The organism is Nocardioides sp. BE266, assembly GCF_031457855.1.
Classification (GTDB): domain Bacteria; phylum Actinomycetota; class Actinomycetes; order Propionibacteriales; family Nocardioidaceae; genus Nocardioides.
The window spans coordinates 332,525-354,756 of sequence record NZ_JAURTI010000003.1 but is presented as its reverse complement, the minus strand read 5'-3'; the positions used below and the strand labels follow the sequence as shown (position 1 = coordinate 354,756).

Annotated in this window: 20 protein-coding genes; 11 read left to right on the top strand and 9 right to left on the bottom strand. The window is 71.4% G+C overall.

Annotated features, from left to right (window positions below; all coding sequences use genetic code 11):
• The 4 genes from rpsR to J2X46_RS10310 all read right to left on the bottom strand — a co-directional run bounded on the left by rpsR (position 1) and on the right by J2X46_RS10310 (position 2,108).
• Positions 1 to 237: a 30S ribosomal protein S18 gene (rpsR, locus tag J2X46_RS10325; protein WP_056603689.1), complete on the bottom strand. Its 237-nt coding sequence runs from the start codon at positions 235 to 237 to the stop codon at positions 1 to 3.
• 131 nt (positions 238 to 368) lie between these two features.
• On the bottom strand, positions 369 to 962 hold the full coding sequence (locus J2X46_RS10320; protein ID WP_310249816.1) for a single-stranded DNA-binding protein: 594 nt from the start codon (positions 960 to 962) through the stop codon (positions 369 to 371).
• A 113-nt stretch (positions 963 to 1,075) separates the two neighbouring features.
• Positions 1,076 to 1,366 (bottom strand): 30S ribosomal protein S6, encoded by a 291-nt coding sequence (gene rpsF / locus J2X46_RS10315; RefSeq protein ID WP_310249814.1) that lies wholly within the window; start codon positions 1,364 to 1,366, stop codon positions 1,076 to 1,078.
• 181 nt (positions 1,367 to 1,547) lie between these two features.
• On the bottom strand, positions 1,548 to 2,108 hold the full coding sequence (locus tag J2X46_RS10310) for a hypothetical protein (RefSeq protein WP_310249813.1): 561 nt from the start codon (positions 2,106 to 2,108) through the stop codon (positions 1,548 to 1,550).
• 165 nt (positions 2,109 to 2,273) lie between these two features.
• Here J2X46_RS10310 and J2X46_RS10305 point away from each other — a divergent pair, with 165 nt between their 5' ends.
• The 4 genes from J2X46_RS10305 (at position 2,274) to J2X46_RS10290 (ending at position 6,354) form a co-directional block, all read left to right on the top strand.
• Positions 2,274 to 3,197, top strand: a complete 924-nt coding sequence (locus J2X46_RS10305; protein WP_310249811.1) for a serine/threonine-protein kinase — start codon at positions 2,274 to 2,276, stop codon at positions 3,195 to 3,197.
• Positions 3,194 to 3,988, top strand: a complete 795-nt coding sequence (locus J2X46_RS10300; RefSeq protein WP_310249809.1) for a deoxyribonuclease IV — start codon at positions 3,194 to 3,196, stop codon at positions 3,986 to 3,988. The genes J2X46_RS10305 and J2X46_RS10300 overlap by 4 nt, the downstream gene beginning before the upstream one ends.
• 142 nt (positions 3,989 to 4,130) lie before the next feature.
• Positions 4,131 to 5,267, top strand: coding sequence for a peptidoglycan bridge formation glycyltransferase FemA/FemB family protein (locus J2X46_RS10295; RefSeq protein WP_310249808.1), 1,137 nt, complete (start codon positions 4,131 to 4,133; stop codon positions 5,265 to 5,267).
• Positions 5,268 to 5,274: 7 nt separating this feature from the next.
• Entirely contained in the window at positions 5,275 to 6,354 is a 1,080-nt protein-coding gene (locus J2X46_RS10290) for an alanine racemase (RefSeq protein WP_310249806.1), read from the top strand.
• On the opposite strand, the gene J2X46_RS10285 is transcribed toward J2X46_RS10290, so the two are convergent.
• Complete coding sequence (locus J2X46_RS10285) at positions 6,265 to 7,518, bottom strand: hypothetical protein (RefSeq protein WP_310249804.1); 1,254 nt, start codon at positions 7,516 to 7,518, stop codon at positions 6,265 to 6,267. The genes J2X46_RS10290 and J2X46_RS10285 overlap by 90 nt on opposite strands.
• Before the next feature lie 8 nt (positions 7,519 to 7,526).
• Complete coding sequence (locus J2X46_RS10280) at positions 7,527 to 9,809, bottom strand: transglycosylase domain-containing protein (protein WP_310249802.1); 2,283 nt, start codon at positions 9,807 to 9,809, stop codon at positions 7,527 to 7,529.
• Positions 9,810 to 9,881: 72 nt separating this feature from the next.
• On the opposite strand from J2X46_RS10280, the gene J2X46_RS10275 reads away from it, so the two are divergent.
• The 3 genes from J2X46_RS10275 to J2X46_RS10265 all read left to right on the top strand — a co-directional run bounded on the left by J2X46_RS10275 (position 9,882) and on the right by J2X46_RS10265 (position 12,387).
• Positions 9,882 to 10,469, top strand: coding sequence for a PadR family transcriptional regulator (locus tag J2X46_RS10275; protein ID WP_310249800.1), 588 nt, complete (start codon positions 9,882 to 9,884; stop codon positions 10,467 to 10,469).
• Positions 10,470 to 10,525: 56 nt separating this feature from the next.
• Entirely contained in the window at positions 10,526 to 11,608 is a 1,083-nt protein-coding gene (locus J2X46_RS10270; RefSeq protein ID WP_310249799.1) for an inositol-3-phosphate synthase, read from the top strand.
• 101 nt (positions 11,609 to 11,709) lie between these two features.
• On the top strand, positions 11,710 to 12,387 hold the full coding sequence (locus tag J2X46_RS10265) for an NAD(P)-binding domain-containing protein (protein WP_310249797.1): 678 nt from the start codon (positions 11,710 to 11,712) through the stop codon (positions 12,385 to 12,387).
• On the opposite strand, the gene J2X46_RS10260 is transcribed toward J2X46_RS10265, so the two are convergent.
• Together J2X46_RS10260 and J2X46_RS10255 are read right to left on the bottom strand one after the other, a co-directional pair.
• The gene (locus J2X46_RS10260; RefSeq protein ID WP_310249796.1) at positions 12,371 to 13,111 is read right to left on the bottom strand and encodes a sterol desaturase family protein; all 741 of its coding nucleotides are present in this window, start codon (positions 13,109 to 13,111) and stop codon (positions 12,371 to 12,373) included. The two genes, J2X46_RS10265 and J2X46_RS10260, sit on opposite strands and share 17 nt — an antisense overlap.
• Positions 13,108 to 13,839: a GntR family transcriptional regulator gene (locus J2X46_RS10255; RefSeq protein ID WP_310249794.1), complete on the bottom strand. Its 732-nt coding sequence runs from the start codon at positions 13,837 to 13,839 to the stop codon at positions 13,108 to 13,110. The genes J2X46_RS10260 and J2X46_RS10255 overlap by 4 nt, the downstream gene beginning before the upstream one ends.
• A 205-nt stretch (positions 13,840 to 14,044) precedes the next feature.
• Between J2X46_RS10255 and J2X46_RS10250 the strand changes: the two genes are divergently transcribed.
• Together J2X46_RS10250 and J2X46_RS10245 are read left to right on the top strand one after the other, a co-directional pair.
• The gene (locus tag J2X46_RS10250) at positions 14,045 to 15,736 is read left to right on the top strand and encodes a hypothetical protein (RefSeq protein ID WP_310249792.1); all 1,692 of its coding nucleotides are present in this window, start codon (positions 14,045 to 14,047) and stop codon (positions 15,734 to 15,736) included.
• On the top strand, positions 15,733 to 16,812 hold the full coding sequence (locus J2X46_RS10245) for a hypothetical protein (protein ID WP_310249790.1): 1,080 nt from the start codon (positions 15,733 to 15,735) through the stop codon (positions 16,810 to 16,812). Before J2X46_RS10250 ends, J2X46_RS10245 begins: the two co-directional genes overlap by 4 nt.
• Positions 16,813 to 16,818: 6 nt before the next feature.
• Here J2X46_RS10245 and J2X46_RS10240 read toward each other — a convergent pair whose 3' ends face one another.
• Entirely contained in the window at positions 16,819 to 18,237 is a 1,419-nt protein-coding gene (locus J2X46_RS10240) for a CCA tRNA nucleotidyltransferase (protein WP_397214099.1), read from the bottom strand.
• Positions 18,238 to 18,320: 83 nt separating this feature from the next.
• Here J2X46_RS10240 and J2X46_RS10235 point away from each other — a divergent pair, with 83 nt between their 5' ends.
• Both J2X46_RS10235 and murJ read left to right on the top strand, forming a co-directional pair.
• A complete protein-coding gene (locus J2X46_RS10235; RefSeq protein ID WP_310249787.1) occupies positions 18,321 to 20,561 on the top strand; it encodes a DUF6049 family protein in 2,241 nt (746 codons plus the stop codon).
• 9 nt (positions 20,562 to 20,570) lie between these two features.
• On the top strand, positions 20,571 to 22,199 hold the full coding sequence (murJ, locus tag J2X46_RS10230; RefSeq protein WP_310249784.1) for a murein biosynthesis integral membrane protein MurJ: 1,629 nt from the start codon (positions 20,571 to 20,573) through the stop codon (positions 22,197 to 22,199).
• Positions 22,200 to 22,232: the final 33 nt, after the last annotated feature.

Sequence of the window (22,232 nt, the reverse complement as noted above, 5' to 3'; positions counted from 1 at the left end):
TCAGCGACCGGTGGACGTGTAGGGCAGCAGAGCCAGCTCGCGCGCGTTCTTGACGGCGATGGCCACGTCGCGCTGGTGCTGGACGCAGTTGCCGGTCACGCGACGGGCGCGGATCTTGCCACGGTCGGAGATGAACTTGCGGAGCAGCGTGGTGTCCTTGTAGTCGACACCGGTCGCCTTCTCCTTGCAGAACTGGCAAACCTTCTTCTTGGGCTTGCGCAGAATTGCCTTGGCCATTGTGGTGCTCCCTTTCAGTGAGCCCGGCCCTGAAGGCAATCAGGGACGGAATGGTGGTGTGTATTCAGGTGATCCGGATCAGAGGGTCTCGATACGTCCGGTCACGGCTTCGCAAGCTCAGCCGCAGGCCCTTAAAACGGGGGCTCGTCGTTGCCGCCGCTGACCCCGGGCGTGGCCCACGGGTCGTTGGCCGGCGCGGACTGGCCGCCACCCTGGGGCTGACCGCCCCAGTTGCCGCCACCCTGGCCACCCTGGGAGGGAGCGGGGCTGGCCCACGGGTCGTCGGCCGGCGCGGACTGACCGCCACCGCCGCCACCCGAGTAGCCGCCGCCACCGGAGTAGCCGCCACCGCCGCCCTGTCGCGTCGTCTTGGTGACCTTGGCCGATGCACTGCGCAGCGACGGGCCGACCTCCTCGACGTCGATCTCGAAGACGGTGCGCTTCTCACCCTCGCGGGTCTCGTACTGACGCGACTTCAGGCGACCCTGGACGATCACGCGCATGCCCCGCTGGAGGGACTCGGCAACGTTCTCCGCGGCCTGGCGCCACACAGCGCACGAGAGGAACAGCGTGTCGCCGTCCTTCCACTCGTTGCTCTGGCGGTCGAAGGTGCGCGGCGTCGACGCGATCCGGAAGTTGGCCACAGGTGCCCCCGAGGGGGTGAACCGCAGCTCCGGGTCGTCGACGAGGTTGCCGATGACGGTGATCGTGGTCTCGCCTGCCATGTCAGGTCTCCTCAGAATGTCCTGCTGATCCGGTGTGCTCTAGGTGTGCTGCCCATCAAACAGGCAGCCACCCACAGCGTGAAGGGTCTTTCCACAGATGCCCGTGCGGGCGATCAGTGGGCGTCGGGACGCAGGACCTTCGTGCGCAGGATCGACTCGTTCAGCGTGAGCTGGCGGTCGAACTCCTTGACCGTCGCGGGCTCGGCCGTCAGGTTGATGACGGCGTAGATGCCCTCGGCGTTCTTCTTGATCTCGTAGGCCATCCGGCGACGACCCCACACGTCGACGGACTCGACCGAGCCGCCGTCCTTGCGGATCACGTTGAGGTACTTGTCGAGCGACGGCTCGATGGTGCGCTCGTCGAGACTCGGGTCGAGGATGACCATCACTTCATAGGCACGCATAGCGGTCTCCACCTCCTCTGGGCTAGAGCGGCCACGGGCTTTCCGTGGCAGGAGGACTGTGCGTTCGCGGCGCGAGTACGACGTGGGTCGTGCGCCGCGGTCGCCCGAAGGCAACCGGGGAAGACTACCAGCGGCGTACGCGCCTTCCGGAATCGTCGTACGCCGCTGGGGAGAGGCTGCTTCAGTCGGCCGAGCGGCGCATCGCCGCCAGCGCCGTGCCGGCGATCGTCGAGAGCAGCGCGAGCCAGTACCCGAAGCCCCGGCCCTCGTCGAGGATGTCGCAGAACGACCCGAGGATGCCGTCGCAGTCCGGGCCCGGCGTCACGAACATCGCGAGCAGGGTGCAGACCGTCGCGAGAGCGAAGAGGCCGAGGACGGCGGTGCGGACCGGGACGGGCAGCTGGAGGCCGACCCCGATGAGCCTGGCGGCGAGCAGGGCCGCGCCCACGAGGGCGGCGAGCGCCCCGAACCAGCCGAGGAACCCGTGCCACCCCGACAGCGAGGAGGTGTCGGCGCCGGGCATGTCGACCGTCCACGTGTAGTAGGGCAGCAGCGAGCCGAGGAACACCAGGACGCCGGCGCCGATGATGCCGAGGTCGAGCCGGTCGGCGGACTTCAGCGTCGCGACGGCGTCGTTGGCCGAGGTCGAGCCGGTCGGCGACGACGGGAACGACGGCGAGGCGGGCGTCGGCTCGGGCGTGGGCTCGGGCGTGTGCTCGGCGCCGGGCGTGGAATCGGACATGGGTGTTCTCCCCCGTGAGGTGGCCCGGGTCCGGGCCGATCAGCGGCGAGGATCCCGTACCGGGGTGGCCACGGCAATACGGCTGGCACCACCGGTCCAGACCGGGCTCCGCACCCCCTGTGGAGGACGCCGGCACGAGGACGCGGACCCGGCTAGCGTCGAGAGGTGGCCGCGACCGCACCGTCCCGACCCGCCGTGGTGGCGGGGCGCTACGTCCTGCTCGACCAGGTCGGCACCGGCGGCATGGGCTCGGTTTGGCGGGCCTGGGACGAGCGCACCCGGCGCCACGTCGCGATCAAGGTGCTCGGCCGGCACAGCTCGGCGCTGCTGGCGCGCTTCGTGCGCGAGCAGGCGATCCGGGTGCGGCACCCCCACGTCGTGGCGCCCCACGGCTGGGCGGCCGAGGACGACCTCGTGGTGCTCGCGATGGAGCTGGTGCCGGGCGGGTCGGTGGCCGACCTGCTGCGCGAGCACGGCCCGCTCGACCCCGGCACGGCGTCGCTGCTGCTCGAGCAGCTCCTCCTCGGGCTGGCCGCGGTGCACGGTGCCGGGCTGGTGCACCGCGACGTCAAGCCGGCCAACCTCCTCCTCGAGGCGACGGGCGACGGGCCGCCCCACCTCCGCCTCGGCGACTTCGGCGTCGCGGCCCCGGTCGCCGACCGGCGGTTCACCACCGTCCCGGGAGCCATCGGCACCGACGGCTACATGGCGCCCGAACAGGCCCGCGGCGCGCTGCCGGAGCCCACGCAGGACCTGTACGCCGTCGGCCGGGTGGCGCTCGAGATGGTCACCGGGCTACCGCCGACCCACCAGGGCGAGATCCCGTCGCACCCGCTCCGGACGTTCGTCGAGCGTCTGCTCGTCACCGACCCCGCCCAGCGCGTGGCGTCGGCCGAGGCGGCGCTGCGCCTGCTCCGGCGGCTCCCCGTACCGCCGGCGGAGTGCCCTCCGGTGCCCGACCGGCTGGGCGCGGCCCCGCGTCGGCGTCGTACGGGCGCCGGGGTCGACTGGGCGGGTTGGGCGGCCGTCGTCGTCCTGACCAGCGTGGTCGTGGGCTGTCTGTGGGTCCTCCTAGGCTGGGCCGCATGACGACGAAGATCGGTGCCCACGTCGAGCAGACCGACCCGGTCGCGGAGGCGATCGCGCGCGAGACCACGCTGGTGCAGTTCTTCCTCGGCGACCCGCAGGGCTACAAGGGGCCGGAGATCCGGTTCGAGGGCGGCGCGGCGGCGCTGCGCGCAGCGGCCGAGGAGGCAGGCGTCGACCTCTACGTCCACGCCCCCTACATCGTCAACGTCGCCACGACCAACAACCGGATCCGGATCCCGAGCCGCAAGCTGCTCCAGCAGCACATGGACGCCGCCGCGGAGATCGGCGCCAAGGGACTGATCGTCCACGGCGGCCACGTCAACAAGGACGACGACCCCACGGTCGGCTTCGACAACTGGCGCAAGGCGATCGAGGCCACCGACCTCAAGATCCCGCTGCTCATCGAGAACACCGCCGGCGGCGACAACGCGATGGCCCGCCACCTCGACCGGATCGCCCGCGTCTGGGACGCCATCTCCTCGGCCGACGGTTCAGAGGACGTGGGCTTCTGCCTCGACACCTGCCACGCGTGGGCCGGCGGCATCGAGCTCGGCGACGCGGTGGAGAAGGTCCGCGCGATCACCGGCCGGATCGACCTCGTGCACGCCAACGACTCGCGCGACGACTTCGACTCCGGCGCCGACCGCCACGCCAACTTCGGCCAGGGCCACCTGCCGGCCGACGAGTTCGCGGGCGTCGTGCGTGAGGCAGGCGCGCCTGTCATCTGCGAGACGCCCGGCGGCGCAGCTGAGCACAGGGCCGACTTCGCGTGGCTGCGCGAGCACCTCTGAGAAAGGTTGAGTCGGAGGGCGACAAGAATTCGTCAAGAAAGTTTTGACACCGACGCAACCAAACCCGTGCGACCGACGTCTGTAGAGGCAAGGGACCAGACACGTACGGGGGTCGTGTCTGGTCCCTTGTAACGTCTCCCAGGTGACGACCCCCCTCTCGCTCCGCCCGATCACCGCGCAGGAGCACCGCGAGTTCATCGCCGGCCGGTCGTCCGCCAGCTTCCTCCAGACACCTGCGTGGGCGGCCGTGAAGTCCGAGTGGCGCAGCGAGTCCGTCGGCTGGCACCGCGGCGGCGACCTCGTCGGCGTCGGCCTCGTGCTCTACCGCCAGCTGCCGAAGGTCAAGCGCTACCTCGCCTACCTGCCCGAGGGACCGGTGATCGACTGGTCCGGCGACGACCTCGAGGCCTGGCTGGCACCGATGGTCGCCCACCTGAAGAAGCAGGGCGCCTTCGCCGTGCGGATGGGTCCGCCGGTGGTGACCCGCCGGTGGTCCGCCGAGCAGGTCAAGGCCGGGATCGCCGACGAGTCGGTGCGCTCGCTGGGCGACGTACCTCCTCTCGAGCGGTCACAGGACGGCGCGCGCGTCATCGCCCAGCTCCACGAGCTGGGCTGGCAGCACCAGGCTGCCGAGGGAGGCTTCTCGGCCGGCCAGCCGCAGTTCAACTTCCAGATCCCGCTGGTCGACGACTCCGGCGCACCGCGCTCGGAGGACGACGTCCTCAAGGGCATGAACCAGCTCTGGCGCCGCAACATCAAGAAGGCCGACAAGTCCGGCGTCGAGGTGGTCCGCGGTGACGCGACCGACCTCAAGGCCTTCCACGACCTCTACGCCCACACGGCCGAGCGCGACCACTTCACGCCGCGGCCGCTGACGTACTTCCAGACGATGGTCGAGGCCCTCGGCGCCGAGGACCCCGACCGGATCCAGCTCTGGCTGGCCCGCCACGAGGGCGACCTGGTCGCCGCGACGATCGCGATCCGCGTCGGCACCCACGCGTGGTACTCCTACGGCGCGTCCTCGACCGAGAAGCGCGACGTCCGCGGCTCCAACGGCGTGCAGTGGGCGATGATCCGCCACGCGATGGAGGCCGGCGCCCACGTCTACGACCTGCGCGGCATCACCGAGACCCTCGACGCCGACGACCCCCACGTCGGGCTGATCCAGTTCAAGGTCGGCACCGGCGGCCAGGCCGTGGAGTACGCCGGCGAGTGGGACCTGCCGATCAACCGCGCCATCTACAAGGCGTTCCAGCTCTACCTCGCACGGAGAGGATGAGCGTGGGATGAGCCTCACCTTGACGGTCGACGGCGACCGGTGGCGCGCCCACCTGCTCGCCACCGCCACCAGGTTCCCGGGCATCGTCCCGGTGGCCAAGGGCAACGGCTACGGCCTCACGCTCGGCCGGCTGGCCCGGCGCGCGCAGTGGCTCGCCGAGCACGCCGCGGAGACGGGTGCGCCGGTCGACACCCTCGCCGTCGGCACGTACGACGAGCTGGCCGAGGCGGCCTCTCGCTTCGACGGCGACCTGCTGGTGCTCACGCCCTGGCGGCCGTTCGGGGCGGCGCTCGAGCTCGATGAGCGGACCGCGCGACGCGTGGTCCACACGGTCAGCCGGGCTGAGGACCTCACCACGCTCCTCGCGCACGACCCGTCGGCCCACTTCGTGCTCGAGCAGCTCACCTCGATGCGCCGCCACGGGATGACCCGCCGCGACCTCGCCGCCGCGGCCGAGGCGCTCGGCCCGGGTCGCAGCGGCCTGCGGGGCGTCGCCGTCCACCTGCCGCTCAACACGACCTCGCACCTCGGCGAGGTCAGCCGGCTGGTCAACGACGTGGTCGCCTCCGGCTTGCCCACCCGCACGATCTTCGTCTCCCACCTCACCCACGCCGAGATCACCGGGCTCGCCGGCAGCTACCCCGACTTCACGGTCCGTCCGCGGATCGGCACCGACCTCTGGCTCGGCGACCGGGGCGCTCTCCGCGTGAGCGCGACCGTCCTCGACGTGCACGAGGTCGAGCGCGGCGACGTCTTCGGCTATCGCGGTCGCAGCGCCCCCAAGCACGGGCACGTCGTCGTGGTCAGCGGCGGCACCGCCCACGGCATCGGCCTCGAGGCGCCCACCGGCGACCAGTCGCTCAGGGCCCGTGCCGCGACCCTGGCCCGCGGCGGCATGGACGCGGTCGGCTTCGTGCGCTCGCCGTTCTCCATCGACGGCAAGCAGCGACTCTTCGCCGAGCCGCCGCACATGCAGGCGTCGATGCTGTTCGTGCCGTCAGGCGCGCGCGTGCCCCGGGTCGGCGAGGAGATCGAGGTCCGGGTCCGCTTCACCGCGACCGACTTCGACCGTGTCGTCATCGCCTGACGGGTCGCGCAGCACGGCCACGGCCAGCCACACCAGGCCGGCCACGCGGAGCATGATCGCCAGCCAGTAGGCGCGGTCGTCATCGGTGACGGTGGGCAGCAGCGCGTCGCCGATCCACCAGCCGGTGATCACCCAGCTGACCAGCTGGCAGCCCTGCCAGACGAGCAGGTCGCGCCAGCGTCGTACGGCGACCGCGGCGAGCGGCAGCGCCAGCAGGGCGAGCTCGGGCGGAGCGGTCGGCGAGACCAGCAGCGCCGCGACCGTCATCAGCAGCCCGACCCGCGCGCAGGTCTTCACGGTGGGCCCGGACCGGTGCGCCACCCACAGGGCGGCCGCCGCGGCGACGACGAGCACCACCAGCGACACCGTCATCCGGAAAATGCGCGAGCCCGGCGCACCGGACGCCTGGAGGAAGAGCCAAATCGACCCGACGTCGGGGTCCTCGACGTGGCCGCGCCCCGGCAGCGTGACCACGACGTAGGCCGCGGCAGCCGCGACGAGCGCGTCGACCCGGTCGCGCAGCCGGCCGCCCACGGCGACCACGCCCACGAAGGCCACGGCCACGGGCAGCGCGAACGCCGCACCGATGCCGGCTCCGACGCCGCCGACCCAGGCCCGGCCGGTGGTCCAGCCCCAGAGCAGCACGGCGACCCCGACCGCGGCGACGAGCTCCCAGGACAGCCAGTGCACCAGCAGGAGCGGGGACAGCGCCCACCCGGCGGCCGCCCACGGACGGCGCTCGTCGACCCGGGCGAGGAGGTAGGTGGCGAGCAGCGCGAGGGCGGCCAGCAGCACGGCGAGCCCTGCGGTGGTCGAGACGGTGCCCGCGCCCGGGAAGAGGCCGGCGAGCGTCTCGAGCCAGGTCGTGACGTGGGGCGGGGTGCCCGAGTCGGCGGGCCGGCCCGCCAGGCCGGTCCAGCACAGCTCGGCGTAGGGCTGCTTGTCCTCGGACCAGCCCGACGGCACGCAGGCGCCCTTGGCGAGCATGCCCCCGGCCAGCACCAGTCCGGTCGCCCCGAGCAGCACCCGCGACGCGCTCCACCAGCGGTGTCCCGCGGCGTGGTCACCCAGCGGCCCGCCCACCACCGCCGAGAACGCGGCGGCGACCGGGTCGGTGCGGGTGGGCGCCCGGTCCGGATCGAGGGCGGGTGCGGAGTCGTCCACGCGCGTGGTCAGGGACGGGCGTCGGGGACGCGCTGGCGCGGCTCGGAGCGGGGCACCGGCGTGGTCGGCGTCTCCGTGGGGAGCGGCGGCACCGGGGTGGTCGGCGTCTCCGTCGGCACCGGGGTGGTCGGCGTCTCGGTCGGCGTCGGGGTCTCGGTGGGAGTCTCCGTCGGCGTCTCGGTCGGCGTCTCGGTCGGGATGCCACCGGTGGCCGTCTTGGTCGGCTTGCTGGGCTTCGGCGGCGGGGGCGGCGGCGGGGTGTACTCGTGGCCGTCCTCGGGCGCGTCGCCGTCGACGTTGGCCGGCTCGGGGAACTCCTCGACCTCCATGCCGTCCATGACCTTCTGCATGATGCCGGTCCAGGTCTGGGCCGGGTAGACCGCACCGAAGTACGACGGCAGCCACCCGTCGATCTGGTCGTCGCCGTCGCCGCGGACGTACATCACGGCCGTCGCCATCTGCGGCGTGTAGCCGGCGAACCACGACGACGAGACGTGCTCGTCCTCGCCACCGGTCGCGGTGCCGGTCTTGCCGGCGGCCGGGCGACCGAGCGAGAGGGCGGCCTGGCCGGTGCCGTTCTGCACGATCTGCTGCATGACGTACGACGTGTCGGCGGCGATGTCCTCGTCGACGGCCCGGCGGGTGTCGGGCTTCCACTCGTAGATGGTGTCGCCCTTCTGGTTGACGACCTTCTCCACGACGTGGACGTCGGCGCGCAGGCCGCCGTTGGCGATGGTGGCGTAGGCGTTGGCCATGTTGATCGGGCTGACGCGACCCTTGCCGAGCGTGATCAAGGTGTCCGAGGGGCTGAAGTCGACGGACTTGTTCGGGATGCCGGGGTACTTCGTCGACGCGGTCTCGCCGGGGATGCCGAGCGCGCGGGCCATGTCGTAGATCGCGGCAGGGCCGTCCTCCATGGAGTCGGACATGTCGACGAAGGCGGTGTTGATCGACTCCTCGCCGGCGGTCACCAGGCTGACGGCCTCGCCGTAGTCGTTGCCGAGCCCGTCGCTGCCGGTGCCCTCGTTGCGGACCTCCGTGCCATCGGGGAACTCGAAGGGCGAGTTGCCCTGGAAGGTGTCGTCGATCGAGAAGCCCTGCTTGATCGCCGCGGCGACGGTCAGCGGCTTGATCGTCGAGCCGGCCATGCCGCCGGTGGCGGCCCAGTTGATCTGCGACTGGAGGTAGTCCTGGCCGCCGTAGAAGCCGCGCAGCGCTCCGGTGCCGACCTCGACGGTCGCGGCGCCGATGTGCAGCTGCTTGTCGCCGAAGCCCTCGGGCTTCTCCTCCAGCACACCGGCCTGGACGTCGGCCATCACCTCGGGGTCGAAGGTGGTGGTGATCCGAAGGCCGCCGCCGTCGATCTCCTCCTCCGACGCGATGCCCTTGGCGAGGAGCTCCTGCTTGACCAGCGCCAGCATGTGGCCCTTCTGGCCGCCGAACTGGCTCTGGGTGGCGATCTTGGGGAACTTCGGCAGCCGCTTGAGCGCCTGGTCGCGCTCGTCGGTGGTGATGGTCTCCATGTCGGCCATGCTGTTGAGGACGTAGGCGTAGCGGTCCTTGAGGTCGGCCCTGGCGTCCTTGCCGTTGCGCGGGTCGAACTTGGTCGGGTTGTTGAGCACCGTGGCCAGCACGGCGGACTCGCGGAGGCTGAGGTCCTTGGCGTCCTTGTCGAAGTAGGCCTTGGCTGCGGCCTGGATGCCGTAGGCGCCGCGGCCGAAGTAGATCGTGTTGAGGTAGCCCTCGAGCACCTCGTTCTTGCTGAACTGCTGCTGGATCTTGAGCGAGACGATCGCTTCCTTGATCTTGCGCTTGTAGCTCTGCTCGCTCGTGAGGTACAGGATCTTCACGTACTGCTGGGTGATGGTCGAGGCGCCCTGGCGCTCGTTGCCGCGTGCGTTGGAGAACAACGCCCGCAGGATGCCCTTGGGGTCGATTCCCTTGTCGGTCCAGAACGTCTGGTTCTCCGCCGCGACGACCGCGTCCTTCATGGTCTGCGGCATCTCCGAGAGCGGGATCGACTCGCGGTTCTGGTCCTCGTAGTAGGTGCCGAGCTGCTGCTCGCCGCCCTTGTAGTAGACGAAGGTGGTCTGCGCCTTGAAGGCCGAGTTCTCCTCCGGGATGTCGATGGCCTGGTAGAGCACCACGACGATGCCGGTCAGGACCAGCAGGCCGACCACGGCAGCGATCCCGAGGACCTTGGCGAGCTTCGCGGCACGCTGTCGCGGAGTACGCCGGGGCTTGGGTCGCCGGGTCTGGGGCTTGCCCGCCGCCCTCCTCTTCGCAGTCACCGGGCAAGAGTACGGGTGACCCCGCGGCATCCCTGATTCGTCACCAGCAGATATATCGGTACGATAGATCGCATGGCACGTCGTGGTGACACCATCGAGCTCGCGGTCCTCGGACTGCTGCACGAGGGACCCATGCACGGCTACGAGCTGCGCAAGCGGCTGAACCTGATGCTCGGGTGGGGCCGGGTGCTGTCCTACGGCTCCCTCTACCCGGCACTGAAGAAGATGCTGCGGGCCAACCTCATCACCGAGGTCGCCGCCACCTCCACGCCGGCCAACCGCCGCCCGCGCATCACCTACGAAGTCACGGCCGCCGGCAACGAGCACTTCCAGCGGCTGATGTCGGAGGTCGGTCCCACGGCGTGGGAGGACGACAACTTCGACATCCGCTTCGCGTTCTTCTCCTCCACCGACATGGAGATCCGGCTCCGGGTCCTCGAGGGCCGGCGCTCGCGTCTCCAGGAGCGCCTCGCACGGGTGCAGGGCGAGCTCGAGCGCACCCAGGCCGAGGTCAACCGCTATGCCGCCGAGCTCCAGCGCCACGGCGTGGAGTCGGTGGAGCGCGAGGTCCGGTGGCTGTCCGACCTGATCCGCGCCGAGCGCGGCGACGAGTCACCCGCCCCGACGCCGCCCCCCACGCCACGCGCCGCGGGCGACTGACCGCAGACCACACCGTCATCACAAGACAAGCCCCCAGTAGAGAGAAGGAGAGCCCCATGGGTTCGGTACGAGTAGGGATCGTGGGAGTGGGCAACTGCGCCACCTCCCTGGTCCAGGGCGTTGAGTACTACAAGGACGCGGACCCGGCCGGGACCGTCCCTGGGCTCATGCACGTCGTCTTCGGCGACTACCACGTCAAGGACGTCCAGTTCGTCGTCGCCTTCGACGTCGACGACAAGAAGGTCGGCAAGGACCTGTCCGAGGCGATCAACGCCTCGGAGAACAACACCATCAAGATCGCCGACGTCCCGACCCTGGGCGTCGAGGTCCAGCGTGGCCCGACCCTCGACGGCCTCGGCAAGTACTACCGCCAGACCATCGAGGAGTCCGCGGCCGAGCCGGTCGACGTCGTCCAGGCCCTCAAGGACGCCGAGGTCGACGTCCTCGTGTCATACCTCCCGGTGGGCTCCGAGGAGGCCGACAAGTTCTACGCCCAGTGCGCGATCGACGCGGGCGTCGGCTTCGTCAACGCCCTCCCCGTCTTCATCGCCTCCGACCCCGAGTGGGCCAAGAAGTTCGAGGACGCCGGCGTCCCGATCGTCGGTGACGACATCAAGTCGCAGGTCGGCGCGACCATCACGCACCGCGTGATGGCCAAGCTGTTCGAGGACCGCGGCGTGGCGCTGGACCGCACCTACCAGCTCAACGTCGGCGGCAACATGGACTTCAAGAACATGCTCGAGCGCGAGCGCCTGGAGTCCAAGAAGGTCTCCAAGACCCAGGCCGTGACGTCCAACCTCACCGGCGAGCTCGCCGACAAGGTCAGCGACCGCAACGTCCACATCGGCCCGTCCGACTACGTCGCATGGCTCGACGACCGCAAGTGGGCCTACGTCCGCCTCGAGGGTCGCGCCTTCGGTGACGTCCCGCTCAACCTCGAGTACAAGCTCGAGGTCTGGGACTCCCCGAACTCCGCCGGCATCATCATCGACGCCGTCCGCGCCGCGAAGATCGCCAAGGACCGCGGCATCGGCGGCCCGATCATCCCGGCCTCGACCTACCTGATGAAGTCCCCGCCGGTGCAGATGCCCGACGACATCGGTCGCGCCGAGCTCGAGAAGTTCATCAAGGGCGAGTGACCAGCTCACCCTGACCGAAGCGCCGAACGGCCTCCGAGACCTCCGGGTCCCGGGGGCCGTTCGCCATTCCCGAGCGACCCCGGCAGGAGTAGAACTGCTCCATGGACATCGCAGTGCTCGGCACCGGCATGGTCGGCCAGGCGCTCGCCGGCGGCCTCGCCCGCACCGGCCACGAGGTCGTCGTCGGCACCCGCGACCCGCAGGCCACGCTCGCCCGCACCGAGACCGACGGCATGGGCAACCCGCCGTTCGCGGCCTGGCTCGCCGAGCACGGCCACGTCACCTTGAAGACGTACGACGACGCTGCCGCAGGCGCCGAGCTCGTCGTGCTGGCCGGCAACGGGTCGGCGGCGATCGACATGCTCACCGCCGCGGGCGAGGACAACCTCGCCGGCAAGGTGGTGCTCGACGTGTCGAACCCGCTCGACTTCTCCGCTGGCTTCCCGCCGACCCTGTTCGTCAAGGACACCGACTCGCTCGGCGAGCAGGTGCAGCGGGCCTTCCCCGACGCGCGGGTGGTGAAGTCGCTCAACACGATGACCGCCCCGCTGATGGTCGACCCCGGGCAGCTCGGGCAGGCCACGACCGTCTTCGTGTCCGGCGACGACGCCGAGGCGAAGGCCGTGGTCACCGGGCTCCTGACCGGCCTCGGTCACGAGGACGTGGTCGACCTCGGCGGCATCGAGACGGCCCGCGGGGTGGAGATGTTCCTGCCGCTCTGGCTGCGCACGATGGGCGCGCTCGGCACCGGCATGTTCAACATCAAGGTCGTGCGCTGACCCCGTGAAGGTCCTTGGCCGTCGGGCTGGTCTCGACGTCGGCCGGGTCGGGGTAGGTGCCGAGCAGCCGGTCGCTGGTGCCGGAGGTGGTCACCGAGAACCAGTAGTGCTCGTTCTTGTAGTGGTGCAGCCGGTGGTTGCGCCAGATCGCCTTGTAGAGCCGGGTGCGCGGGGAGTAGTCGGAGTGGATGACATAGTGCGTCCACTCGTAGACGAAGAGCACCGTGGCGAGCGTGACCACGAACGACAGGCTGGCGGGCAGGCCGGCGCCGAGCAGGGCGCCGACGCCGAGCGGGAGCGCGATCCCCGGCAACGCGATCACCCAGACCAGTGCCCGCCACGGGATGAAGACGAGCGGCACGTCGCGGGGGTCGGCGTGGTGCCGGCGGTGGTCGCGCGCCAGGAGGCTGTCGACCTCGACGCCGCCGACCGTGCGCGGGCGCCAGTGCAGGATGAACACGTGGATCACCCACTCCACGAGCGGGAAGAGCGCGAGGAAGACCGCGGGTGCGAGCAGGTCGGTCCACGACCAGTCGCCGACCGCCAGGCGGGCCACGACGGCGGCCACGAGGAACCCGCCGATCATCCACGGCGAGGGGTAGCGCCAGAACGCGCGACCGGTCGCGGCGAGGGTGACCTTCGGCTTGCGGGAGAGCGCGCGCTCGGCGCGGGCGAGCCGCTGCTGGGCGAGCGCCTCGACGCCCGCGTCGGTCTTCTCGGTCATGAAGGCTCCTCGGTGGACTGCATCTGGTCGATGGCGTCGATCAGGCTCGTGGTGGCCGCGCCGAGCAGGTCGGCCGCGCAGTCCCGTGCCTCCTCGCCGTCGCCGGCGCCGACCGCCCGGGTGAGCGCGGCGTAGGCGTCGACGCGGTCGACCTCGGCCGCCATCAACGGGGCCAGCGCCTCGATGAGCGGGAGGTAGGCCACCCGCATGCTGTTGAACATCAGCCGGAAGGTGATCGAGTCAGCCGCGTCGACCAGGTGCTCCCAGAAGGCGAGGGCCACGTGCTGGCGTCGTACGGGATCGGCGTCGTCGCGCAGCGCCGCCACCGCCTGGTCGAGGAGCGGCACCACCTCCGGGCCGCCACGACGGGCGGCGAGCTCGGCGATCTTGGGGCCGACGTGGGCGCGGGCCTCGAGGATGCTGCGCGCGACGGCGAGGTCGAGGCCGCCCCTCGCGAGGAGCAGGCGCGGCAGCAGGTCCAGGCCGCCGAGGCGCCGGAAGTCGCGCACCGTCGTCGCGTCGCCCTGGCGTACGTCGACGTAGCCGGCGTGGGCCAGCCGCTGCATCGCCTCGCGGACCGCGGGACGGGAGACGCCCAGCACCTCGGCCAGCCGGCGCTCGCTGGGCAGCGCCTCCCCCGGCGCCAGGCCGCCGTCGAGCAGCTCACCGAGGAGCTGGTCGTAGACCTCGTCGGGGACGGAGCGGCGGGCGACGGGCGTGAGCGGCATGCCTGCGACCGTACGACGCGGGGGTCAGGTGGTCAAGTGGTCAGACCAATTGGCGAGGTAGTCCAGTGGCAGATGGTCGTCGTCCGGTGCCCACGGCAGCCATCTGTCACTGGACTACCCCGGATCGAGGTTTGGGGGACGCCGTTCTGTGGCACCTTTCGGGTGTCCGGGCCCCAGGAGGACCGGCGGGACGAGGGGGACTGGCGTGGGGGTGGGCATCGGCCCGGAGCCGTTGTACGCGGAGATGACGTCGGGGAGCTCGGGCACCATCCGCTCGGTGGCGGCGGACGTCTCCGACGCGATGGCGAAGGTGCGCGAGAGCATCGAGCTGATCCGCTACGCCCAGGACCGGCCCGACTGGGACAGCGACGCGGCGCGCCGCTCCTACAACATGCGCGCCTGGGCGACCCGCGCGTCGGCCGAGGTCTGCTTCAACCGGCTCAACCGCGCGAAGCTCGCGCTCGAGATCGCCGCTGACGCCTACGACGTGATGGAGCAGCGGGCCGACGAGGTCATCCACTGGTACCGCCGCGAGAAGCCGCACGTCGTCGACGCGCTCGGCATGTTCCTGCTCATGTTCGCGGCCGTGAACCACCTCGGCGTCGCCCGGACGCAGTACTCCGCCGAGCTGGAGAAGGCGCGCGACTTCCTCCAGACCGACCCGTTCACCACCGACGAGGCGGACTGGCTCGAGCTCGGCCTGGTGAAGTCGATGCTGCGCGACCTCGAGCACGGCACGATGCCCGGCCCGGTCATCCCCGACACCTTCGCCAACGGGCAGGACGACCGCGCCTGGACCCCGCAGGGACTGGGCTACGACCCCGAGACCGGCAACCTGCTGCAGACCGGCTACGAGGAGGTCGAGAACCCGGACGGCTCGACCTCCTACCTCGCCACGCTGAACATCATCGACCCCGACACCGGCGAGGTGCTCAACACCGTCGAGCTCGGCGGCGGCGACGGTCCGCCGCCCAACCACGCCGGCGGCGTGGTGGTGAAGGACGGCATCGTCTGGGTGGCCTCGAGCGACTCCGACGACCCGACGATGGTGCCGTACTCGCTCTCCGACCTCAGTGGCGCGTCGCCGACCTCGACCGTCCAGCCGAGCGGACCTCCGGCGCACGTCGCGGCCGGGGCGTCGGCGACGGTGTCGGGCGACACGATGTACGTCGGCACCTTCGAGAAGTCCGGGCCCGGGCAGATGTTCACCTACACCTGGGACCCGGCCACCCAGTCGTGGGGCGACAAGCAGGGACCCTTCGAGATCCCCGAGAAGACCCAGGGCATCGCGGTGCGCGGCAACGAGATCGTCTTCAGCACCAGCTACGGGCGCGACAAGGGCAGCCAGCTCCAGAGCTACAACCTCGGCGACGTCACCGGGGGCGGCAGCCTGCCCGACCCGATCCGCAGCGTCGACCTCCCGAACATGTCCGAGGGCGTGGTGATGCTCCCCGGCGGGATCATCACGACCCACGAGTCCGGCGCGTCGACGTACTCCACACCGGGCAGCAGCGATCCCGACGACCTCTGGGCCGGGACCTTCATGACCGTCACCCCCTTCGACGAGCTCGGCCTGTCGGGCCAGGTGCAGGTCGTGCCGGCCACGCTGCAGGCGGCCAGCGGCTGGTTCGCCGACGCGGAGAGCGGGCTCGACACCGCGGAGAAGCGGGTCGCCCGGCTCAACCTCCCGCCGTCGAGCCTCGGGTCGGTGCCCGGCGCCGCCGGTCTCGTCAGCACCGTCGACCAGCACCTCGACACCACCGCGACGTGGATCGGGGAGTCGCGGATCTCCTCCGACACCACGGCGACCGGGCTCATCGCGGCCGCCAACGACTACGAGGACGCCGACTCGCGCAGCGACGGCCTCTTCGGCTTCCTGCAACGATTCGTGTCGTGACCTCCTCCTCTCGGACCCGCTCCCTGCGTCGCGTCGGCGCGTGGATCCTCGCCGGGCTGCTCGTCGCGACGACCGCGGCGTGCAGCGACGACGACCCGGAAGCGACGGCCGACGGCGACTGGCCGAGCACCTCCTCGCCGGTGTCCGCCGACGGGCTGGTGTGGGCCAGCGGCAGCGAGGTCCACCTGCCCGACGGCTCCACCATCGACACCGAGCGGCAGGCCGGGTCGTACGTCGTCGCCGGGCCGGGAGTCTGGTTCGCCAGCGCCGACGGGGACGACCTCGGCCCGGGCGAGCTGCCGGTCCTGCGCGTGGCGACCGCCGACGGCGTCGAGGAGACCGACGCGCACCCCGCGGTCGGCACCCTCACCGCGACCAGCGACGGCCGGTGGGTCGCGTTCATCGACCGGCTCGACGACGGCGCCGGAGCCGCCGAGGCGGTCGTGGTCGACACGACCACCGGCGAGGAGGTCGTCCGCAGCCAGGAGGGGCTGGTCCCCGACGGCGGTGGCGACGAGGACTGGACCGACCTCTACGAGGACTCACCCGTCGGCATGCTGGGCGTCGTCGACGGCACGGCCTACGTGAAGGGCCTCAACCTGCTCGTCACCCACGACCTCGCCACCGGCGAGTCGACGACCACCGACCTCGACTGGGACGCCGTACGGCAGAGCGACTGGTTCCTCGCGCTCGATCGCCAGCCGCCGCTGTGGAACGACGACCGCTCGTGGCAGATCCCCGCGCAGGAGTACGGCGCCGACCCGGTGCTGGAGTCGGCGGACGGCGAGCGCGTGACCACCTCGACCGACGGCCCCCCGAAGCAGCTCGGGCTCCGCGACCTCGAGGCCCCCCAGCTCGAGAGCTGGGTGGTCGGTGGGTGGCTCGACGACGAGACGGTCGTCGGCCTGACCCCGACGCAGGACGGTGGCGAGGAGGACTGGACGGTGCCGGCCCTCCTGACGTGCACGGTGCCGTCGGGCGCGTGCGCGGTGATGGAGGGCACCGAGGAGGGCGTGAACCTCCCCGCGGACCGCCCCTACGGCCTCCCGCGCGAGCGGGCGCTCACCCCGGGCTGACCCGCGTCAGTCGCGCTGGGCCCACCACGCGCGCAGCGCGGCCTCGGCCTCCTCGGGCGTCTTCGGCCCCTCGTCCATGCGCAGGTCGAGGAGCCACGTGTAGGCCTGGCCGACCTCGCGCCCGGGGCCGATGCCGAGGATCTCCATGATCTGGTTGCCGTCGAGGTCCGGCCGGATCGCGGCCAGCTCCTCCTCCTCGGACAGCCGCGCGATCCGCTCCTCGAGCGAGTCGTAGGTGCGGCGGAGCCGGTCGGCCTTGCGCTGGTTGCGGGTCGTGCAGTCGGCACGGGTGAGGATGTGCAGCCGCTCGACCTGGTCGCCGGCGTCGCGGACGTAGCGTCGTACGGCACTGTCGGTCCACTCGCCGGAGCCGTAGCCGTGGAAGCGCAGGTGCAGCTCGACGAGCTTCGCGACCGCGTCGATGTCGTGGTTGGAGAAGCGCAGCGCCTGCATCCGCTTGCGGGTCAGCTTGGCGCCCACCACGTCGTGGTGGTGGAACGTCACCGTGCCGCCGCTCTCGAAGCGGCGCGTCTTCGGCTTGCCGACGTCGTGCATCAGCGCCGCGAAGCGGGAGACGAAGTCGGGGCCGCCGCCGAGGCGGCCCTCGAGGTCGATCGACTGCTCGAGCACGGTCAGGGTGTGCTCGTAGACGTCCTTGTGCCGGTGGTGCTCGTCGCGCTCGAGCGCCAGCGCCGGCAGCTCCGGCAGGACGTACGACGCCAGCCCGGTGTCGACGAGCAGCGTCAGGCCGAGGCGGGGGTGCGGCGCGCAGACCAGCTTGACCAGCTCGTCGCGCACCCGCTCGGCGGAGATGATCTCGATCCGCCCGGCCATCGCGGTCATCGCCTCGACGACCTCGGGCGCGACGCCGAAGCCGAGCTGGGCGGCGAACCGCGCGGCCCGCATCATCCGCAGCGGGTCGTCGGAGAAGGAGTCCTCGGGGGCGCCGGGCGTGCGCAGCACCCGCTCGGCCAGGTCGACGATGCCGCCGTAGGGGTCGACGAACTCGCGGCTCGGCACCCGCACGGCCATCGAGTTCACCGAGAAGTCGCGGCGGCCGAGGTCGCCCTCGAGGTTGTCGCCGAAGTCGACGTCGGGCTTGCGCGAGGACGGGTCGTAGGACTCGGAGCGGTAGGTCGTGATCTCGACCTGCCACGGACCCTTGCGGCAGCCGATGGTGCCGAAGTCGCGACCCATGTCCCACACGGCGTCGGCCCAGCCGGACACCAGCTTCTCGGTGGTCTCCGGCCGCGCGGAGGTGGTGAAGTCGAGGTCATTCTGGAGGCGGCCGATCATCGCGTCGCGCACCGGTCCACCCACCAGGGCGAGCTCCTCGCCGGCGTCGGCGAAGCGGACGCCGAGCTCGTCGATGACCGAGCCGATGCGGTCGAGCTCAGCACCGACGCGGCGCTGGATCTCGACGATCGTGAGCTGGGGCAGGGCGGCGTCGGACACGACAGGCCAGTCTACGTGCCAGTCTGCGACCGCTCCTCATCTAGCATCGGTGCGTGCCCCGCCCGTCGTCGTTCCGTGCTGCCCTGGCGGGGCTCCTGACCCTCGGCGCCGCGGGCGCCGGCGCGCTCGTCCCGGCCGCGGCCGCGCCCGCCGAGGACCCCGACCCGCTCGTCGTGCACATCGACTCGATCACCCCTGTGCTGCCGCGCAGCGGCGACGTGGAGATCACGGGCACGGTCACCAACGTGGGTGACGAGACCTTCACCCGCATCAACCTCCACGCCTTCTCCACCCAGTCCCCGATCCTGGACTCCGCCAACCTCGCGACGTCCGCGCTGCTCGAGCCGGACACCTACATCGGCGAGCAGCGCATCGTCGAGCCCGACACCTTCGACACCGTCGACGAGCTCGCACCGGGTGAGTCGGCGCCCTTCAGCGACTCGGTGCCGGTCGAGCTGCTCGGCATCCCCGACGAGCCCGGCGTCTACTGGATCGGCATCCAGGCCATCGGCGACACCCCCACGGTGCCGCGCGACGCGATCGCCGACGGCCGGGCCCGCACGTTCATCCCGGCCCGGCCCGACGGTGACGGCGTGCAGGAGACCTCGGTGATCCTGCCGGTCCGCGGGCGCGTCTGGTACGCCTCGGACGGCTCGATCGGCGGCACCGCCCGCTGGGCGCGCCGGCTCGCCGAGGGCGGCAGCCTCGACGCGATGCTCGACATGGCCGAGTCCGCCGGCTCCACGCCGTACTCCTGGCTGGTCGACCCGGCCGTCCTCCACGCGCTGATGCGCCTGTCCGGAGGCAACGCGGGTCGCAGCATCGGTCCGGACCCGAACCTGCCCGACCAGGAGCCATCCGCCACCGACACGCCCTCGGAGGGGACCGCGACGGCGACGCCCGAGACGCTGACCCCGATCCAGCCGTCGGAGACCGAGTCGCCCGACGCGATAGACCCCCAGCTGGTGAGCGACGCCAAGAACTGGCTGGACCGCTTCAGCAAGCTGGTGGGCAGCCAGCCGGTCCTGACGCTCCCCTACGGCGACCTCGACGTCTCCGCCGCGGTGCGCAACGCGCCCGAGCGCCTCGACCAGGCGCTGTCCCGGAGCAACGACGTCATGACCGTGCTCAAGCTCCCGTGGCAGAAGGCGATCTCGCCCGCGGACGGACACCTGAGCCCCGAGGCCCTCTCCCGAATCCCCACCGACACGCTGGTGCTGCTCGAGGACACCGCGTTCGCGATCCCGCCGACCAGCCCCGACTCCGTGGTCCGGCTGCTGGGCCACGAGGTGGTGGTCACCAGCAGCGGTGCCGAGGCCGGTGGTCCCGCGCCCACCGCGGCCAACGACCCGCTCGCGCTGCGCCAGCGGCTGCTCAGCGAGGCAGCCCTGAGGCTGGACAGCGGCGACACGGCGCCCCTGGTCGTCACGCTGCCGACGGTGTGGCGGGGCGAGGACGCCGACCAGTTCTTCGCCGAGCTCGACCAGCCCTGGGTGGACGTCGTCCCGTTCGGGGAGGTCGCGGGCCGCAGCGCCGTCGACATCCCCGACGAGAGCCTGGCCTACACCGAGTCCGACATCGAGGACGAGCTCTCCCCGAGCAGCTTCGCCGCAGCCACCCGGGCGACCGACGCCGCGACGATCCTGGAGGACGTCCTCACCCTGCAGACCACGATCGAGGCCCAGGTCCGCGACGAGGTGATGGTCACCTTGTCCGACCAGCCCCGCGGCCGACCAGGCGCTGCGATCGCCGCCGCCGGTCGCACCGAGGACGCCATCCGGGCCGACCTCGCCAAGATCCAGATCGAGGCACCGACCGCGGTGACCCTTTCCAGCGACAACGGACCCCTGGGCGCGACGCTGGTCAACGGGCTGGACCAGCCCGTCACGGTCCAGGTGGTCGCCACCACCGACGGCAAGCTCACGCTCACCGGCGACGGGGTGCGCGAGCTCGCGCCCAGCGCACGCAGCGTCGTGCGCTTCGAGGCCAGCACCAAGCAGGCCGGCATCCACCAGGTCCGCCTCGCGGTGACCACGGTGGACGGCGTCCCGCTCGGGTCTTTCGACGAGCTGCCGATCCGCGCGGCGCGGGTGAGCGCCCTCATCTGGATCGTGATGGCCGCCGGCGCGCTCGTGCTCTTCGGGATGATCGGCTACCGGCTGCCTCGCCAGATCCGTGCTCGCCGTGCCGAGCAGGCAGCTGCGGAGCGGGCCGCGGCGGAGGGGGCCGAGGCGGAGCGGGCCGGCGTGGCGGCGGCACCGAACCGCCACGACCTCGAGCCCGGGCACCCGTGAGCGGGCGCGATGACTGAGCAGCGCATCCTCGCCTCGTCGGCCGTGATGGCCGCGGGCACCGTGTTCTCCCGGGCCTCGGGCTTCATCCGCGCCGCACTGCTCGTCGCGGCGCTCGGTGCCTTCCTGCGTGCCGATCTCTTCACGATCGCGAACACGCTGCCCAACATGGTCTACATCCTGCTGGCGGGCGGCGTCTTCAACGCCGTCCTGGTGCCGCAGCTGGTCCGCCGGATCAAGGAGGACCCCGACGGCGGCGACGCCTACGCGAGCCGCGTGATCACGCTGTCCGCGCTGTTCCTCGGCGCCGTGACCGCCCTGCTCGTGGTGGCGGCACCGTGGCTGCTGCGTCTCTACCTGAGCCCCCGCTACCTCGAGCCGGGCCTGGCCGCGCAGCTCGAGACGATCGTCGACCTCACCCGGTGGTGCCTGCCGCAGGTGTTCTTCTACGGGATGTACGTGCTGGTCGGGCAGGTGCTCAACGCCCGCGGCAGCTTCGGCCCGATGATGTGGGCGCCGATCGCCAACAACCTCATCGCCGTGGCGATGCTCGTCACCTATCTCTTCATCTGGGGCAAGGCGACCGGAGCCGAGCAGTTCGGGGCGCTCGGCACCGGTCAGGAGGTGTTGCTGGGCCTCGGCTCCACGGTTGGCATCGCCGCCCAGTGCCTCGTCCTGCTGCCCTTCCTGCGCGCGTCGGGCTTCACCTACCGCCCGCGCTTCGACTTCCGCGACCCCGAGCTGAAGAAGACACTGTCCCTCGGCATCTGGACCGTCCTGTTCGTCATCGCGACGCAGGTGGCGTACTTCGTGGTGGTCAAGCTCGCCTCCGACGGCGGCGCGGACGGCGGCCCCGGCTACACCGTCTACAGCAGCAGCCTGCTGATCATGATGGTGCCGCACTCGATCATCACCGTGTCGCTCGCGACGGCGATCCTGCCGCGGCTCTCTGCCTACGCCCACGAGGACCGGCTCGCCGACATCGGCAGCACGGTCGGCTCCACCCTGCGGACCGCGTTGGCGCTCGTGCTGCCCTTCGCCGTCCTGCTGCCGATCCTCGCCGCCGATGTCGCTTCAGCGGCCTTCGCGTGGGGCGATCGGGACGCCGCGGCCGCCTTCGCCCCCACCCTCGCTCTCTTCGGACCCGCGCTCGTCTTCTTCACCGTCCACTACTTCATGCTGCGCGGCTTCTACGCGATGGAGATGACCAAGCTGGTGTTCTTCATCCAGCTCGCGGTCTCGTTGACCAACATCGCCGTCGCGACCGCGCTGGTGCCGTCCCGGCCGCCCGAGGAGGCCGCCCCCATGCTCGTCGTCGCCTACCTCGCGTCGTACGCCGTCGGAGCGGTGGTGAGCTTCGTGGTCCTGCGGCGCACCGTCGGCGGGCTGCAGACGCCTCAGCTGGTGCGCTTCCTGGTGCGGATGGCGGTCGTGCTGGTCGCCGCCGGCGCCGTCACGTGGGCGGTCGAGTGGTCACTTGCGGGTCTCGGCGAGCGTCCCGGTCCCCTGGTCGCACTCGTGCGGGGCGGTGCGAGCGCCCTCGCGGGTGGTGCGGTCCTGCTCGTCGGCGCCCGTCTGCTGCGGGTCCGCGAGGTGACGACCCTGGTCGACACCGTCGTGGGTCGGCTGCGACGGGGCTGAGACTCCCTAGAGTGGCCGGAGCGACATACAAGT